This window comes from uncultured Pseudosulfitobacter sp. (genome assembly GCF_963976325.1).
Taxonomy (GTDB): Bacteria; Pseudomonadota; Alphaproteobacteria; order Rhodobacterales; family Rhodobacteraceae; genus Pseudosulfitobacter.
On record NZ_CAXBJW010000001.1, the window covers coordinates 172,175 to 187,481 of the forward strand.

Annotated in this window: 10 protein-coding genes; 5 read left to right on the top strand and 5 right to left on the bottom strand. The window is 62.4% G+C overall.

From position 1 onward, the window contains the following. The first annotated feature begins 103 nt into the window (after window positions 1-103). The 3 genes from AAC077_RS00895 to AAC077_RS00905 are packed head-to-tail and all read left to right on the top strand — an operon-like array spanning window position 104 to window position 5,356. Window positions 104-610, top strand: a complete 507-nt coding sequence (locus AAC077_RS00895; protein WP_339765976.1) for a hypothetical protein — start codon at window positions 104-106, stop codon at window positions 608-610. Further along, window positions 525-1,979, top strand: a complete 1,455-nt coding sequence (locus tag AAC077_RS00900) for a DNA polymerase Y family protein (protein ID WP_339767910.1) — start codon at window positions 525-527, stop codon at window positions 1,977-1,979. Before AAC077_RS00895 ends, AAC077_RS00900 begins: the two co-directional genes overlap by 86 nt. Then, window positions 1,976-5,356, top strand: coding sequence for an error-prone DNA polymerase (locus AAC077_RS00905; protein WP_339765978.1), 3,381 nt, complete (start codon window positions 1,976-1,978; stop codon window positions 5,354-5,356). Before AAC077_RS00900 ends, AAC077_RS00905 begins: the two co-directional genes overlap by 4 nt. A gap of 44 nt (window positions 5,357-5,400) precedes the next feature. On the opposite strand, the gene AAC077_RS00910 is transcribed toward AAC077_RS00905, so the two are convergent. From AAC077_RS00910 to AAC077_RS00930, 5 genes are all read right to left on the bottom strand, one after another. Then, the gene (locus AAC077_RS00910; RefSeq protein WP_339765980.1) at window positions 5,401-6,324 is read right to left on the bottom strand and encodes a response regulator; all 924 of its coding nucleotides are present in this window, start codon (window positions 6,322-6,324) and stop codon (window positions 5,401-5,403) included. 119 nt (window positions 6,325-6,443) lie between these two features. Continuing rightward, window positions 6,444-7,409 (bottom strand): response regulator, encoded by a 966-nt coding sequence (locus AAC077_RS00915; protein ID WP_339765982.1) that lies wholly within the window; start codon window positions 7,407-7,409, stop codon window positions 6,444-6,446. Between the two features lie 13 nt (window positions 7,410-7,422). Then, complete coding sequence (locus tag AAC077_RS00920) at window positions 7,423-7,965, bottom strand: hypothetical protein (RefSeq protein WP_339765984.1); 543 nt, start codon at window positions 7,963-7,965, stop codon at window positions 7,423-7,425. Between the two features lie 16 nt (window positions 7,966-7,981). Next, the gene (locus AAC077_RS00925) at window positions 7,982-9,922 is read right to left on the bottom strand and encodes a BapA prefix-like domain-containing protein (RefSeq protein WP_339765986.1); all 1,941 of its coding nucleotides are present in this window, start codon (window positions 9,920-9,922) and stop codon (window positions 7,982-7,984) included. Window positions 9,923-10,188: 266 nt separating this feature from the next. Further along, window positions 10,189-12,180 carry a BapA prefix-like domain-containing protein gene (locus AAC077_RS00930; RefSeq protein WP_339765988.1) on the bottom strand — a complete coding sequence of 664 codons (1,992 nt, stop codon included), beginning with the start codon at window positions 12,178-12,180 and terminating at the stop codon, window positions 10,189-10,191. Window positions 12,181-12,473: 293 nt separating this feature from the next. Between AAC077_RS00930 and AAC077_RS00935 the strand changes: the two genes are divergently transcribed. Together AAC077_RS00935 and AAC077_RS00940 are read left to right on the top strand one after the other, a co-directional pair. Beyond that, window positions 12,474-14,429, top strand: coding sequence for a response regulator (locus tag AAC077_RS00935; RefSeq protein WP_339765990.1), 1,956 nt, complete (start codon window positions 12,474-12,476; stop codon window positions 14,427-14,429). A 175-nt stretch (window positions 14,430-14,604) separates the two neighbouring features. After that, a complete protein-coding gene (locus AAC077_RS00940) occupies window positions 14,605-15,246 on the top strand; it encodes a response regulator transcription factor (protein WP_339765992.1) in 642 nt (213 codons plus the stop codon). Window positions 15,247-15,307: the final 61 nt, after the last annotated feature.

Sequence of the window (15,307 nt, forward strand, 5' to 3'; positions counted from 1 at the left end):
GCATTGGCGTGTTCCCTTTACGTTCCAACTCATGCGAGTCGCTTTTCAGAACGTTTTTCCCCTGTGCTCTGCCCGTGTCCACGAGGTCAGCGGGGCCGGTGCGATGGGCTTTGCCGCGATCGTCGCGCGGGGGCCCGTGCTTTGGATTCGGGAGGCGTGGCTTTCCAAGACCCTGACGCCACAGGGGTTGTTGCCCCTTTTCGATCCGGCGCAGCTTTTGCTGGCGCGCCCAAAGGATGAAACCGATGCACTTGCCGTGGCCGAAGAGGCGCTTAAAGACAGCGCGCTGCCTTATGTTGTCCTTGAGGTAACCCGCCCGCTGGATCTGCGCGAGGGGCGGCGGTTGCAATTGGCGGCCAAGGCGGGTGGAACGACAGGGCTGTGCATTATCTCGGATGGCATGGGGTCGAACGCCGCAGAAACCCGTTGGCGCGCCAGCCCGGTTTTTGATCCGGCACAGGAAGACTCGACTCTGATGCGCTGGGAAATTATTAAGAACAAATCGGGAACATTTGGGGCCTGGCATGTTCGATGGAATCAACAAACGAGTCGTCTCGATGTGGTTTCCCCGGTTGGCGAGCGACCGGGTTCTGCGGCAGTGCCCGATTGAGGGGCCGTTTGCGCTGACGGTGAAGGCCGATAATACCGAGCGGCTTTATTGCCTTAATCAGGTGGCAGAGCAGGTGGGTCTGAGCCGTGGAATGAGCTTTGCCGATGCCCGCGCCTTTTGCCCCGATCTGATCAGCCGACCGGCCCGCCCTGATCTGGATGCGCCTTTCCTTGCCGTTCTGCGCCGTTGGGCGACGCGTTATTGCCCTTGGGCGGGCTATGAGGGCACCGATGGTTTGGTGCTTGATGTCACGGGGGCGGCGCATCTTTGGGGCGGTGAGGCCGGGATGCTGGACGACATGCGTGCCCGCGCCGACCGTGCCGGATTGGAGCTGCGGCTTGGGGTGGGCGAGACCCGTGGTGCCGCATGGGCGCGCGCGCATTTTGGAGACGTGCACAGCACGCTTGCGGATTTACCTGTCGCGGCGCTGCGGATCGACGGTCGGATGGTCGTCGCGCTGCAACGTCTGGGGTTGCGTCGTATCGGTGATCTGACCGCCACCGCCCGCGCGCCGCTTGCCCGCCGTTTTGGTCCGGAACTGATGCTGCGGCTGGATCAGGCTATGGGGGATACCTCTGAACCAACCATGCCAGAAAGCGAACCGCCGCATTATGCGACACGGATGAGTCTGCCCGAACCGATCGGGTTGACCGAGGATGTGATGGGGGTCACTGCGCGGCTGCTCGCGCCGCTTTGTGACAAGCTTAAAGCGCAGGAGATGGGGGCGCGCAGCCTGTGTCTTACCCTGCGTCGGGTCGATCAGGGGTGCCAGATGGTCGAGCTGCGCCTGGCCGCGGCGATGCGCGATCCGGCCCGTATTCTGCCGCTGTTCGAGCGGGGTGTGGGAAAGGTCGATGCGGGGTTTGGTATTGATCAGATCCGGATTGAAGCCACGGTGGTCGAACCGCTTGCTGTTCAGCAGATCGGGCGCCGTCAGGCTTCGCCGGATCAACTCAATGACCTGATCACGCGCATCGGCACCCGCATCGGGCTGGAGAATATCCAGCGGTTTCTGCCCGCCGACAGTCATATCCCCGAACGCGCCTTTTCCATCGCACCCGCGGCTTTCAGCACGCCCGAGCGTGGCTGGAGTACGCTGCGGTCCCGCCCATCGTGCCTGTTCCCACCGGAATCGATCTCGGCCAGTGGGTCACAGCCGCCCGCACAGTTTCGCTGGCGACGCATGCGCCTGACGGTGGGCCGTGCCACCGGGCCCGAACGGATCGCGCCCGAGTGGTGGCTTCCCGATGACAATTGGCGTCGTGGGGTGCGCGATTATTGGAAGGTGGACACGCGCGAGGGGCGGCGGCTGTGGCTGTTCTATACCCCGCAGAACCCCGGTTGGTTCGTGCAGGGGGAATTCACATGATCAAGGGTGTCCGCGGTCAAAGGCAAGCCGACGCCGTTCCGCTCGAAGAAAGGCTTCGGCAACGCGACGGGGCAGGGTATGCAGAGCTGTGCGTGACGACGAATTTCACCTTTCTCACCGGCGCCTCGCATCCGGAGGAATTGGTGTTGCGTGCGGCGGAACTGGGTCTGGAGGCCATCGCCATCACGGACCGCAATACGCTCGCAGGGGTGGTGCGGGCCTATTCTGCGCTGAAGACCCTGCGCGAGGAGGCGACCCAGACCTTGCGCGTGCGCTCTTCGCATCAGGTCGATTCCTGTTCGCGCCAAGAGGTCGGGCAGCCGCAGGACCTGCACCCGCCCCAGATGCCCCGCCTTCCCAAGCTGATCGTCGGTAGCCGTCTGGTGTTGCGTGATTGCCCGGTGGAATGGATGGCCCTGCCCACGGATCGCGCCGCCTATCACCGGCTGTCGCGGCTTTTGACCCTTGGCAAACGGCGGGCGGAAAAGGCGGAGTGCCATCTTGATTTGCAGGATCTGGAAGCGGGGTGTCAGGGAATGATCCTTATCGCCTTGCCGCCCGCCGATCTGGACCTGGCACAGGCCCCTGTACGGCGGCTTGCGCGTCGGTTTCCCGGCGCGGTCTTTCTTGGCGCCCCACCACGTTACGACGGTTCGGATCAGGCATGGTTCGATGCCTGTGCCGCCATGGCGCAGCGGTGCTCTACCCCGATGGTCGCCGTGGGCGATGTGCTGATGCACCACGGCAAGCGCCGACAGCTTGCCGATGTGCTTACCTGCCTGCGTGAAGGCATCACCATTGACCAGATCGGCACCAAGGCACTGCCCAATTCCGAGCGCCGCCTGAAAGGCGCATCCGATATGGCGCGGCTTTACCGCCGGCATCCGGCGGCGCTGAAACGCAGCCTGGAAATCGCGGCGCGCTGCGGGTTTGACCTTTCGGAACTGAGCTATGAATACCCCGACGAGATGTCCGAGGGGGAGACGCCGCAGGCCCGCCTGGAACGGCTGGCCCGTGAGGGGGTCAAACGGCGCTATCCCAACGGGGCTTCTGAGCGGGTGCATCAGTTGATGCAAAAGGAGTTGGCGCTGATTGATGAGCTGAAATATGCGCCTTACTTCCTTACCGTTCGTGACATCGTGCAAGAGGCCCGCGCGCGCGGTATTCTGTGTCAGGGACGCGGCTCGGCGGCCAATTCCATCCTGTGTTATCTGTTGGGCATCACCGATGTCAGCCCCGACATGATCGGCATGGTGTTTGAACGCTTCATCTCGCGCCATCGCGGCGAGCCGCCCGACATCGACGTGGATTTCGAACATGAACGCCGCGAAGAGGTGATCCAGTGGATTTATAAGAAATACGGTCGTCACCGCGCAGGGCTTTGCGCCACGGTGATCCATTTCCGCACCCGTGCCGCGATCCGCGAGGTGGGCAAGGTCATGGGGCTGTCGCAGGACGTCACGGCGCGGCTGTCGGGCGATATCTGGGGCATGTCCAACGCGGGGGTCGATATGGACCGGGTCCGGGCGCTGGGCCTTGATCCAACGGACCTGCGTCTGGCGCAGACGCTCAAGCTTATCGGCGAGGTCATCGGTTTTCCGCGTCACCTGAGCCAGCATGTCGGCGGGTTTATCATCACGCGCGGGCGGCTTGACGAGCTGTGCCCCATCGAGAATGCCGCGATGGACGATCGCACGGTGATCGAATGGGACAAGGACGATATTGACACGCTTGGGATTCTCAAGGTCGATATTCTCTCGCTTGGAATGCTGACCTGCCTGCGCAAATCCTTTGATCTTCTGGAGCAACACGAGAAGATGCGGCTCAGCCTCGACACCGTGCCGCAAGAGGACCACACCACCTATGAGATGCTGCAACGGGCCGATGCGGTTGGCGTGTTTCAGGTCGAAAGCCGGGCGCAGATGAATTTTTTGCCACGGATGAAGCCCGCGACATTCTACGATCTGGTGATCGAGGTCGCCATCGTCCGACCGGGTCCGATCCAGGGCGGCATGGTCAAACCCTATATCCGCAGGCGACAGGGGTTGGAGGTGCCCAAACCTTTTGGCCCCGCACTGTCAGAGGTGACGCGCAAGACCCTTGGTGTGCCTTTGTTCCAGGAACAGGCCATGCAGATCGCAGTGGTGGGCGCGGGCTATACCGCCGAAGAGGCCGACAAGCTTCGCCGCTCGCTGGCGACGTTTCGGCGCTTGGGCACGATCGGCGAGCATCGCGATAGGTTCGTGCGGGGCATGTTGAAAAACGGCTATCCGCAAGACGTGGCCGAGGACTGTTTTTCCCAGATCGAAGGCTTTGCCGATTACGGCTTTCCCGAAAGCCACGCCGCCGCCTTTGCCATGCTGACCTATGTGTCCTCCTGGCTTAAATGCCATCATCCTGCAATCTTTGCCTGCGCCCTGCTGAATTCCCAACCGATGGGGTTTTACGCCCCCGCCCAGATCGTGCGGGATGTCCGGGACCACAGCGTCGAGGTGCGGCCGGTCTGCGTCAATCATTCGGAATGGGACAATATCTTAGAGCGTCGCGCCGACGGGGCGCTGGCGCTGCGGCTTGGCTTTCGCCAGATCAAAGGTTTCCGCGCGGAAGACGCGGGCTGGATCAGGGCGGCGCGGGGCAACGGTTATCAGGACCCTGAAAGCGTCTGGCTGCGTGCCGGTGTCGCGCCTTCCGTGCTTGAACGGCTGGCCGAGGCGGATGCGTTTATCGGTATGGGGCTGACGCGGCGCGATGCGCTGTGGCAGGTCCGCGCAATCCGGGCCCCTGCGCCGTTGCCGCTTTTTGCCGACCCGCTGGATGGCGAGGGCATTCGCGAGCCTCAGGTGGATCTGCCAAACATGCATCTGGGCGAAGAAGTCGTCGAGGATTACATCTCCTTGCGCCTCACGCTGCGTGCCCATCCGATGGAGCTGTTGCGCCCGACGATCTCTGGCTTGACGCCGCATGACCGTTTGCCCGTCGCGCCACTGAAGCGCACCTCTGTCTGCGGTCTGGTCATCACGCGCCAGCGCCCCGGCACCGCGTCAGGCGTGATTTTTCTGACGCTTGAGGATGAGACGGGTGTTTCAAATGTGGTCGTTTGGCCGAAGGTCTATAAGCGGTTCCGGCGCATTGTCATGGGCGGGCGGCTGTTGCGTGTCACCGGACGGCTCGAGCGCGAGGGCATCGTCGTGCATCTTATCGCGGACCAGATCGAGGACCTTTCCCACAGGCTTTCCGACCTTGGCCATCCGCTTGACGACGCGGTGGGCATCACCCAACCCCAAGCCGACGACGCCCCCAGAACATACCGCAAAACCGCCGCCCACCACCCGCGCGAACAGGCCAAACGCCTGTTCCCAAGCCGGGATTTCCATTGAGGGACATACGAGCGAGGGGGGCGTGCCAGCGTCCAGTGCGTGACTTAAACAGGTTGGCTGATTTTTTGCATCATGCGCCGTTCGGCCCTGGCAAGGGCACGTTCAAAGATATCGCGGGCCGGGTGGGTGGTGTTCAGGCGTGGAGTGATCGGGTTTCCAATCGAAACATCCAGATCCAAAGGGTCGCCGTTGTCGTATTCGGTGCCCTTGTCGTCCAGAAGGTTCTGGATTTCGAGCTCCAGCTCCGACGACGTACATCCGGTTCTGCCCAGTACCAGCAAAAAGGCCCCGCTTCCGGCATAGGCCATCATGATGTTTTGGGTTGTCAAAGCGCCACTGATGGCATCCGCCACCTCTCCCAGCGCATAGGCGAATTCCTGGGGGGATGCTTTTGCATGGATCGCGTCGATGCGGTGGATTTTCACGGCCAGCACCTGCGATCCCGCAAGCCCTGCTTTGGACAACTGCAACAGGTAATTGCCCAGGGCATCATAGCTGATCAAGCTGGGAAAGCCGGTGATCTGGACGCTGTGAGACAGTGGTTGTGCAGCCTCGTCGGCCCGTTGGCCGCCGGACGTGGTGACGCTGCGCGCCGCAATGATCTGTTGCGCAATGCGCAGCCGCGCCCCGAGTTCGGAAATGTGAAACGGCTTGTTGGCGTAATCGGTCGCCCCGGCCTTGAAAGCACGGTCCACATAGTCCCGGTCGGTCATCGACGTCAGCATGATGATCGGCGTGTGCCGGTAAGCGGGCAGGGCGCGCACAAGACTGCACAGTTCAATGCCGTTCATGCCGGTCATCTGGATGTCGAAAAGCAGGCAGTCGAACGGGGACCCCTCGCGGCCAAGAAATTGCAGGGCGTCCTCGCCCGACGATGCGGTCGTGATGTCGCCGAACCCCAGTTGGCCGGTCAGTTTGGACAACAGGTCAAGCGTAAGCTGGTTGTCATCAACGGCTAGAATTTTCATATGGTCCTAATAGGTTTGTGCGCGGTCAATACATCCCGCTGGAAAACTCGTATGGCGTTCTTAAAATAGGCTTTTCCCTGTCCAACATGGGCGACGGCCCTGGGTGATCCCGGGGCAGGTCAGATGCCGTGAACCTCGTGCTCTTCGGCTTTGAACTTGGCGCTTTGGCGCGCCTCGGCCAGACGAATGACACGGTCAAAGGTGAACTTGACCCGCTGGGTCCGGTTGGCCGAGGGATGGACGGCGCGCCCGACCGACAGTGTGATCTTCATGGCGCGGCCATCGTCATCGCGCAGGTCGATCTTGTTCAACTGGGACTGAATGCGGTGTTCAAGATCCTGCCAGATCGGCGCGCGTTCTTCGGTGACGATGCACAGGATGGTGCCGTCGCCGTTGTAGGCCATCAAAAGCTGGGGGCAGTCGACGACCTGTGCAATCGTCTGCGCCGCCGCCGCGATGGCGCCGGCAAACTCGCGGCTTGTGCCGTTGCTGTACAGCGCGTCAATGTCGTCGATCTTTATCGCAAAAGACTGACAGATCTTGAGATTGGTGCGCGACAGTTGCGACAGGTAGTTGCCCAGCGAAAAGGGCAGCACCATCTGGTTGATGCCCGTGACAAAGACCGGGTCTTCGACATGGAATTTGTGGATGCCGGGCAGCCCGTGTTTCGTCATCGTGTAGGGGGTCAGCCGCGGCACCGTGTCCGAGATTTCGGTCATCCGCTTGGCCACGCGCAGACGGGTGGCGATTTCCTTGATCTCGAAGGGTTTGGTGATGTAGTCGTTCGCCCCCGCGGCAAAGGCCTGTTCGATCGACACCGGGTCTGATTTCAGGGTCAGCATCAGGATCGGTGTGTTGTGATAGGCCTGAAGGCTGCGAATTCTGCGGCACAGGGTGATCCCGTCCATCTCGGGCATTTCAATGTCCAGCAGCAGGCAATCGAAGGGGGCGTCGGCTTCGGCCAGAAGGTCAAGCGCCTGCGGGCCCGAGGAGGCCACGCTTACGTCCGGGAAATCGGTTTTCTGAAGAATGGCCGGCAGGAAATCAAGAATGAACGGGTTGTCATCTACGGCAAGGATTCTCATGTTTCAGGCTTTCCTATTTGGCTTTTGCGATGTCACAGGCATGATCGGGGCCCGGGTTTTCGCTGCGGTGTTCAGGGGACTGTGGCGCATCAACAAGGGCAGCCCGCCGGTGCAGCATCGCGTGGATCAGGGACGAAACCATGGCCGCCACGCCGCCGCCCAGAACATAGGCCAGCGCCACCACGCCAAGGTGCGCGCCCAGCAGATAGACCACAGCGGCCGACAGGTTGGCGTAGATCAGTCCGATGAACAGGAACGCCGAACTGTTTGTTCTTGGTGCTTCCTTGGGCTGTGCGGGGGGCAGGGTGCATTTCATTTCGACCAGATCTACATCGTAGGTTACGGCTGACAGACGCTGCGGGTCCGCTTTGGCGCGGGGTCGGCCCTTGCGGCACGGTGTGGTTTGGAAGGTCGCGGGGGCGCTGTATCCAACGCCGGGTAAAAAGGCTGACCGGAACGTGCCGGGGGGCACGGGTGTTCCGGTCAGCCCAGTGAAATGGCCCCCCGTGGCTGCCTGGGCCGGCAGCTCTGAAAAGGGGCCATATCCTCGTTTCATGTCCGGACGTTCCTGATCAGATGTCCAGGAAGCCGTCGAGACCGTCGGTCAGGCCGCCCAGCAGATCATTGCCATCTGTCAGGCTGTCCAGCGTGCCACCCAACAGGTCGCCTCCGCCAAGCAGGCCGCCAACCAGACCGTCGTCGCCGGTCAGGCCGTCCAGCAGGTCACCACCGCCAAGGACATCCCCCAAGGGTCCGTCCTCACCCAGCAGCCCGTCCAGCAGGCCACCCCCGGTGCCGTCCTCGCCGGTGCTGTCGCCCAGCAGGCCGGTGCCGACCAGTTCGCCGACCAGACCTTCGTCGCCGGTGACGTCGCCCAGCAGGCCGTCGTTGCCGACGACATCGCCCAGAAGACCGTCCGAGCCGGTGACGTCGCCCAGCACACCGTTGTTGCCGGTGACATCACCCAGCAGGCCGTCATCCGCGATAACCGGGTCCAGCAAACCTTGCTCTGGGGCAAGGCCGCCGGTCAGTCCATCGGTCAGACCGCCCAGCAGGTCGCCTTCGCCACCCAGCAGGCCATCGGTCAGGCCACCCAGCAGGTCGCCTTCGCCACCCAGCAAGCCGTCGGTCAGGCCGCCCAGCAGGTCGCCGTCACCCCCCAGAAGACCGCCCAGCAGGCCATCGTCGCCAGTGAGGCCGCCCAGCAGATCGCCGCCGCCAAGGACATCACCCAGAGGGCCGTCTTCGCCGGTCAATCCGCCCAGCAGATCGCTGTCGCCCAGCAAGCCGCCCAACAGGCCATCTTCTCCGGTCAGGCCGTCAAGCAGGCCGCCTGTGCCGTCTTCTCCGGTGCCGTCACCCAGCACGCCGGTGCCGGTCAGGTCACCGATCAGCCCGTCGTTGCCGCTGACGTCACCCAGGGAACCGTCGTTGCCGACCAGATCGCCCAGCAGACCGTCCGAGCCTGTGATGTCGCCCAGGATGCCGTTGTTTCCGGTGACATCGCCCAGCAGGCCGGTGTCCGAAACAACCCCGTCAAGAATGCCGGTTTCACCGTCGACGCCATCCCCAAGCAGCGGTTGCCCCAGAAGCTCGTCTGCAAGGTCACCCAGCGGCGAGTCCTCGCCCACCAGATCACCCAGCAGGCCGTCAGAGCCGGTCACGTCACCCAGCAGACCGTCGTTGCCGGTCAGGTCTCCCAACAGCCCGTCATCCGAGATGATGGGGTCGAGCAGACCTTGGGTTTCCGTGTCCGTAGGATCGGTCGGGTCCGTGGGATCGGTTGGGTCCGTTGGATCGGTCGGATCTGTAGGATCGGTCGGGTCCGTGGGGTCAGTCGGGTCCGTGGGATCGGTCGGGTCCGTAGGATCTGTCGGGTCCGTGGGATCGGTTGGGTCCGTAGGATCTGTCGGGTCCGTGGGATCGGTTGGGTCCGTAGGATCGGTCGGGTCCGTGGGATCGGTCGGATCTGTAGGATCAGTCGGGTCCGTGGGATCTGTAGGATCAGTCGGATCTGTGGGATCGGTCGGGTCCGTAGGATCAGTCGGATCTGTGGGATCGGTCGGGTCCGTAGGATCGGTCGGATCTGTGGGATCGGTTGGGTCCGTGGGATCGGTCGGATCTGTAGGATCGGTTGGGTCCGTGGGATCGGTCGGATCTGTAGGATCAGTTGGGTCCGTAGGATCAGTCGGATCGGTAGGATCGCTGCCACCACCGCTACCAGCGGCAAGCAGACCCAGGCCGCCAAGCACGGCCGCCGCGATTGCGCCGCCATCTTCCATGGCGCCGCCGACACCGGCTTCACCATCGACTTCGGTGCCGTCCGCCATGACCAGGCTGTGCAGCGAACCGTCTGCCGTCGGCACGTAGTAATCGTTGACCGTAATCACATCACCATTCTTGAGAGTGATGAACAGGTCATCGCCTTTGCGGGCATAGTTGCTGACGTCCGCTTGGTTTGCATCAATCTTGATGCCGATTTCCGCGCCGGCCTGAATGCTTGTGTTTGCCATTTCTGAACTCCTGGTGGTGGTGCGCAACAAACCGCGCATATGCTAAAGTATGTTATTAACCCTTAAGTATGTAAAAGCATACCAAAGGTGTATCTGTCAACGCTTCTGGTTGAGCGGGCTGGGGAAGAATTCACCAAGGGTTGCCCGAAGCATCGGGCGATTTCCCTAAGCTAAGTAACTGTTTTCGTTTTATAAAATTAAGAGTGTAAAAAGCCCCGCCAATCGGCGGGGCTTTTTCAATTGGCTCTGAACTGGAAATAATCTGTTCACACACCGTCCAAGGTCGATGTGAGTCCCGAAAGCAGTCCGTCATCTCCGGTCAGGCCACCCAGCAGGTCACCGCCCAGCAATCCGTCGGTCAGCCCGCCCAGCAAGCCGCCAGTCGCGCCGTCTTCGCCAGCGCCATCGCCCAGCAGGCCGGTGCCGGTCAAATCGCCGACCAGACCTTCGTCGCCTGTCACGTCAGCCAGCAATCCGTCGTTTCCGACAACATCCCCAAGCGCACCGTCCGAGCCGGTCACGTCGCCCAGAATGCCCGCGTTGCCGGTGACATCCCCCAGCAAGCCGCCATCGGCGATGACCGGGTCCAGCAACCCGTCTTCGGCGCCGAGCGATGCCAGCAGATCCTCGACCGTGCCGGACAGTCCGTCCGTCACGCCGCCTTCGCCACCCAGCAGGCCGTCGGTCAGACCGCCCAGCAGGTCACCTTCGCCACCCAGCAAGCCGTCGGTCAGACCGCCCAGCAGGTCGCCTTCGCCGCCCAACAGGCCGCCCGTCAGACCACCCAGCAGGCCGCCTTCGCCACCCAGCAAGCCGTCGGTCAGACCGCCCAGCAGGCCGCCTTCGCCACTCAGCAAGCCGTCGGTCAGACCGCCCAGCAGGTCGCCTTCGCCACCCAACAGGCCGTCGGTCAGACCGCCAAGCAGGTCGCCTTCGCCGCCCAGCAAGCCGCCCGTCAGGCCGCCAAGCAGGCCATCGTCGCCGCCCAGTACGCCGTCCAGCAGTCCGCCGGTCAGCCCGTCAAGAAGACCACCCGCACCACCTTCGCCGGTGCCGCCGCCCAGCAGGCCAACGCCGGTCAGGTCACCGATCAGGCCGTCTGCTCCGGTCACATCGGCCAACAGACCGTCGTTGCCGATCAGGTCGCCAACCAGCCCGTCCGAGCCGGTCACGTCGCCCAGAATGCCCGCGTTGCCGGTGACATCCCCCAGCAGGCCACCATCGGCAAGGAGTGGATCAAGCAGGCCGGTGTCTGCGCCAAGACCGCCAAGCAGGCCTTCGACCGTGCCGGACAGGCCACCCAGCAGGCCATCGTCGCCGCCCAGAACACCGTCCAGCAGGCCGCCACCCAGCAGGCCGCCCACGATGCCTTCGTCGCCCAGGATGCCATCGGTCAGGCCGGTGCTGCCAAGCAGGCCGCCCAGGATGCCTTCATCGCCCAGGACGCCGTCAACAATGCCCTCTACCGCGCCGACAATGCCATCGACTGCGCTGTCTTCGCCCAGCAAACCGTCGGTCAGGCCGGTGCCGCCCAGAACGCCGCCCAGCAGGCTGTCGTCCGAGGTCAGACCGCCCGTCAGGCTGCCCGAACCGTCGCTGTTCCCCAGCAGGCCGGTGCCCAGAAGGCCGCCGACCAACCCGTCGGACCCTGTCACGTCGCCCAGCAACCCGTCTTCGCCGAGCAGATCGCCCAGCAGGCCGTCGGACCCGGTGATGTCGCCCAACAGGCCATCGTTACCGGTCAGGTCACCCAACAGGCCTTCGTCTGCCAGAACGGGGTCGAGCAGACCTTCAACGGCCGGTTCGGTTGGGTCCGTAGGATCGGTAGGGTCTGTCGGATCTGTGGGGTCTGTCGGATCAGTAGGGTCTGTGGGATCGGTCGGGTCTGTCGGATCAGTAGGGTCCGTGGGGTCCGTAGGGTCCGTAGGATCGTCATTCCCGCCATTCGTTGCAACCAACCCGGTGGCAAGGGCGGCCAGACCTGCGCCCACTTCTTCCATGTTCATACCCAGCCCGGCGGCTTCTTCGGTTTCATCCGAAAGCCCTTCGACGCCGCTGAAGCTTCCGTCCGAAAGCATCAGCTTGTGTGCCTCGCCGCCCGCAGCGCGATCATAGAAATCGGTGACCATGATGCTTTGACCGTTGTTCATCTCGACGATCAGGTCGTCACCGGATTTCACGTAACGCGCGATGTCAGCTTTGGTGGCGGGTATGGTTACATTCGCTGCCGCCCCAGCCTGGATTTTCGTGGTAGCCATTTCAACATCCTCTGTGCGGGAGGGCCGCACTATCTAAAGTTTGTGTTTACATACTTAATAGATCAAACACATACTAAAGTTGCAGTCAATACGACTCGCGCTTTGAGCCTGCGGGTTTTGAAGAATGTGACACTTGGTTGTTTTTGAAGCCTTTCACACGGGCGATCAAAGGCGGCGCAGTTGACAGATGGGAGATTGGAATACAGGCTTTTGTATAGGAAAAATACCCTCTTAAGGTGTACTTAGGCCGTGGCCGGGTGCATTCGGGCCTTGTCCCGAAGTTGGAGATCGCAATGACACGAAAAGCAGACCATTCGAAAGACGCGGCCACGGTAAGACCCGTGCTTCAGGCCATTGCCCGCCTGATTTCGACCGATCGGCGTGCGGTGATTCTTGCGACGGACAAGGCCGAGGTCTTGTTGTCCAACGTGGCTGCGGCGCGGGTGGGGATGGACACCGACGGGTTGAAAACCGCCTTTGACTGGCCTGCCTTGTGTGCCCGCGCCCGCCGCGCCGGCAGCATCGCGGTGTCAAAGGTCTTTGACAAAACCGAGCTTGAGGGTGAGCTGGTCTATATGCCGCTTGGGACGGCGGACGGCTTTTTGTTGCGGCTGGCCGAAACGGATCAGGAAGCCGCCGTTTTGCGCAACCGCACGCGGACGGCGACGTTGCTGCGGGTGTCGCATGATCTTAGAACGCCCATTCAATCGTTGCTGGCCGCAACCGATGCAATGTTCCAAACCGACGATGCCAGCACCGCCGATGTGCGCCGTGACCAGATGCAGCGGTCTGCACAACTGGCGCTGAGCCATATCGACAACGTCATCAAGGTGATCCGGGGCGAACTGACCACCGCTGACATCCAGTCAGACGAAGATTTCAGCATTGCCGAAGAAACTCGGGCCACGCTGGACATGATCCGCCCCATTGCGGCGCTGCGCGGAACCTCGGTGGCGCTGCACGTCGATCCGTCGGCCGAGGCACAGGTGAACGGGCCTGTGCGCTTTGTCAGGGCGCTGTTGCAGAACATGTTCGACAACTCGGTCAAACATGGCGGATCAAAGGTCGAGGTGCGTGTGACCTGTGCGCCCGCCGCTGGGACCGCCGCCAAAAAGAACATCACGGTCGAGGTCTGCGACCTTGGCGGGGGCTTGCCCCAGACGCAAAAGGCACGGTTGATGCGGGCCATTGATCTGGCCGACGTTTCGCTGGCCCGGCAATCGGGCGCTGCTGCGGGGCCTGCGGACGGGCGCCCCTCGGCGGGGTTGAACGTGCTGGCCTACGCCCTTAGCCAGCTTGGCGGCACGCTAGAGGTGTTTGATCGCGGCGCGGACGGAAACGCGCTGGCAGAGGGTGCGGCAGACAATGTGGTTGGCACGATTTTACGGGCACGTTTCGACCTGGCGGCGGCAGACACGACCGCAGTGCCCGCGATCACGCCGCCCGCCGTGGCGGATGACAGCCCGGTGTTGCGCGGGATCGGTGTGCTTGTGGTCGAGGACAGCCCGTCCAGCCGTGATTGGGTTGTTCATTGCCTGACTGCGGCAGGGGCGCAGGTGGTTGCGGTTGAAAACGGCTTGCGCGCCCTGGAGGTTCTGCAAGGCGCTGATGCGGAAGGCAAGATCGACCTGCTGCTGACTGACATGACATTGCCCTATATCAACGGGATCGAACTGGTGCAGCGGATCATCGCACAGCAATCATCCGGTGCGCTGGCCTGGCGCGGCAAGATGCTGGGTCTGTCCGCGCATATTGATGACAATCTGCGGGCCGCCTGTCTGAAACTGGGAATGGCGCAGTTGCTGGAAAAGCCGATCCGAAGCGTGGATTTGTGCCGGTCTGTTCAGGACGTGGTGCGCGCGTCGGCCTGCGATGTTGCCCCTGTGCCCGACCAGAAGGCCGCCGGAGGGGCGGATTGCACCCATGCTGACCCTTTGGCCGAGAGCATGGTCAACGAACTGGTCGGACAACTGGGGCTGGACACCGCGCGCGGCTTTATGCTGCGGGCGCGATCCGAAGCGCAGGGCGTGTTCGAGGACATGCAGCAGCAGGGTATGCACGCAGACACCGGCCGGTTGCTGCACGCGGCCACGGGGGCCTGTGGATTGACGGGGTTGAAGCTGCTGGAACGCACCCTGCGCGAACTGGAGATATTGGCGAAAGCGTCCAAACCGATTTCACAAACGCAACTGGGAGACCTCGATACGGCTTTGGCTGCAACCGGGCGGGCGATAGAAAAGCTGGGTTGAAGCCTTCTGCCGCGCGGGTGTAGTCGCTTCACCTGAGTGCGGAATTAGACTACTGAACTAGAAACACAGGCGCACACGCAAGGTTATGACGCCTTTTCAGGCGATCGGGGGAACCAAGCAGGAACCCGTTTGTTCGTAACTGTGCGAAAGCCTAACAAAGCTGAAAATGGACCTTATGAATACTTCAAAACCCGAAATTCTAAGAGTTCTCATCGCAGACGATCACGCCATGATCCTGGAGATGTTCCAGCAGTTCCTGTCTGGTCTGCCGGATTTCGAAGCGCAGACCGCGCCGGATCTCGATTCTGCGCTGGCACAGATTGACAGCGAAGGTGCGTTTGATCTGGTGCTGGTTGATCTGGATATGCCGGGCATGAACGGCGTTGCCGGGTTGGCAAAGGCGATCGAGCGCAACGGCGGCAAGCCGGTCGGGATCATCACCAGCAACCCGACACCGCATGTGGTTTCGGAAACCCTGGCGATGGGCGGGGCGGGGATCGTGCTCAAGACGGAATCGCTGACCAACCTGACCAATGAAATCCGGTTCATGGCCAACGGCGGCCGCTATGTGCCGGTTGAGCTGATCGACCGGCAACGGGTCGCCAAGCCGCGCGAAAGCAATGGCGCGTCGTTGTCTGATCGGGAAATGACCGTTCTGGCGCTGCTGGCCGAGGGCAAACCCAACCGCGAGATCGGCACCGACCTGGGGCTGGCCGAGGCCACGGTCAAGATGCACGTCAAATCCATTTGCTCGAAGCTGGGGGCAAGCAATCGCACGCAGGCTGTGATCGTGGCGCGTGATCACGGCATTTTCTGAACACGCTGTCCCCCCGCGTTCAGGCTTGAGTTGCATCCCTAAGTATGGGTGATGTAGGCTG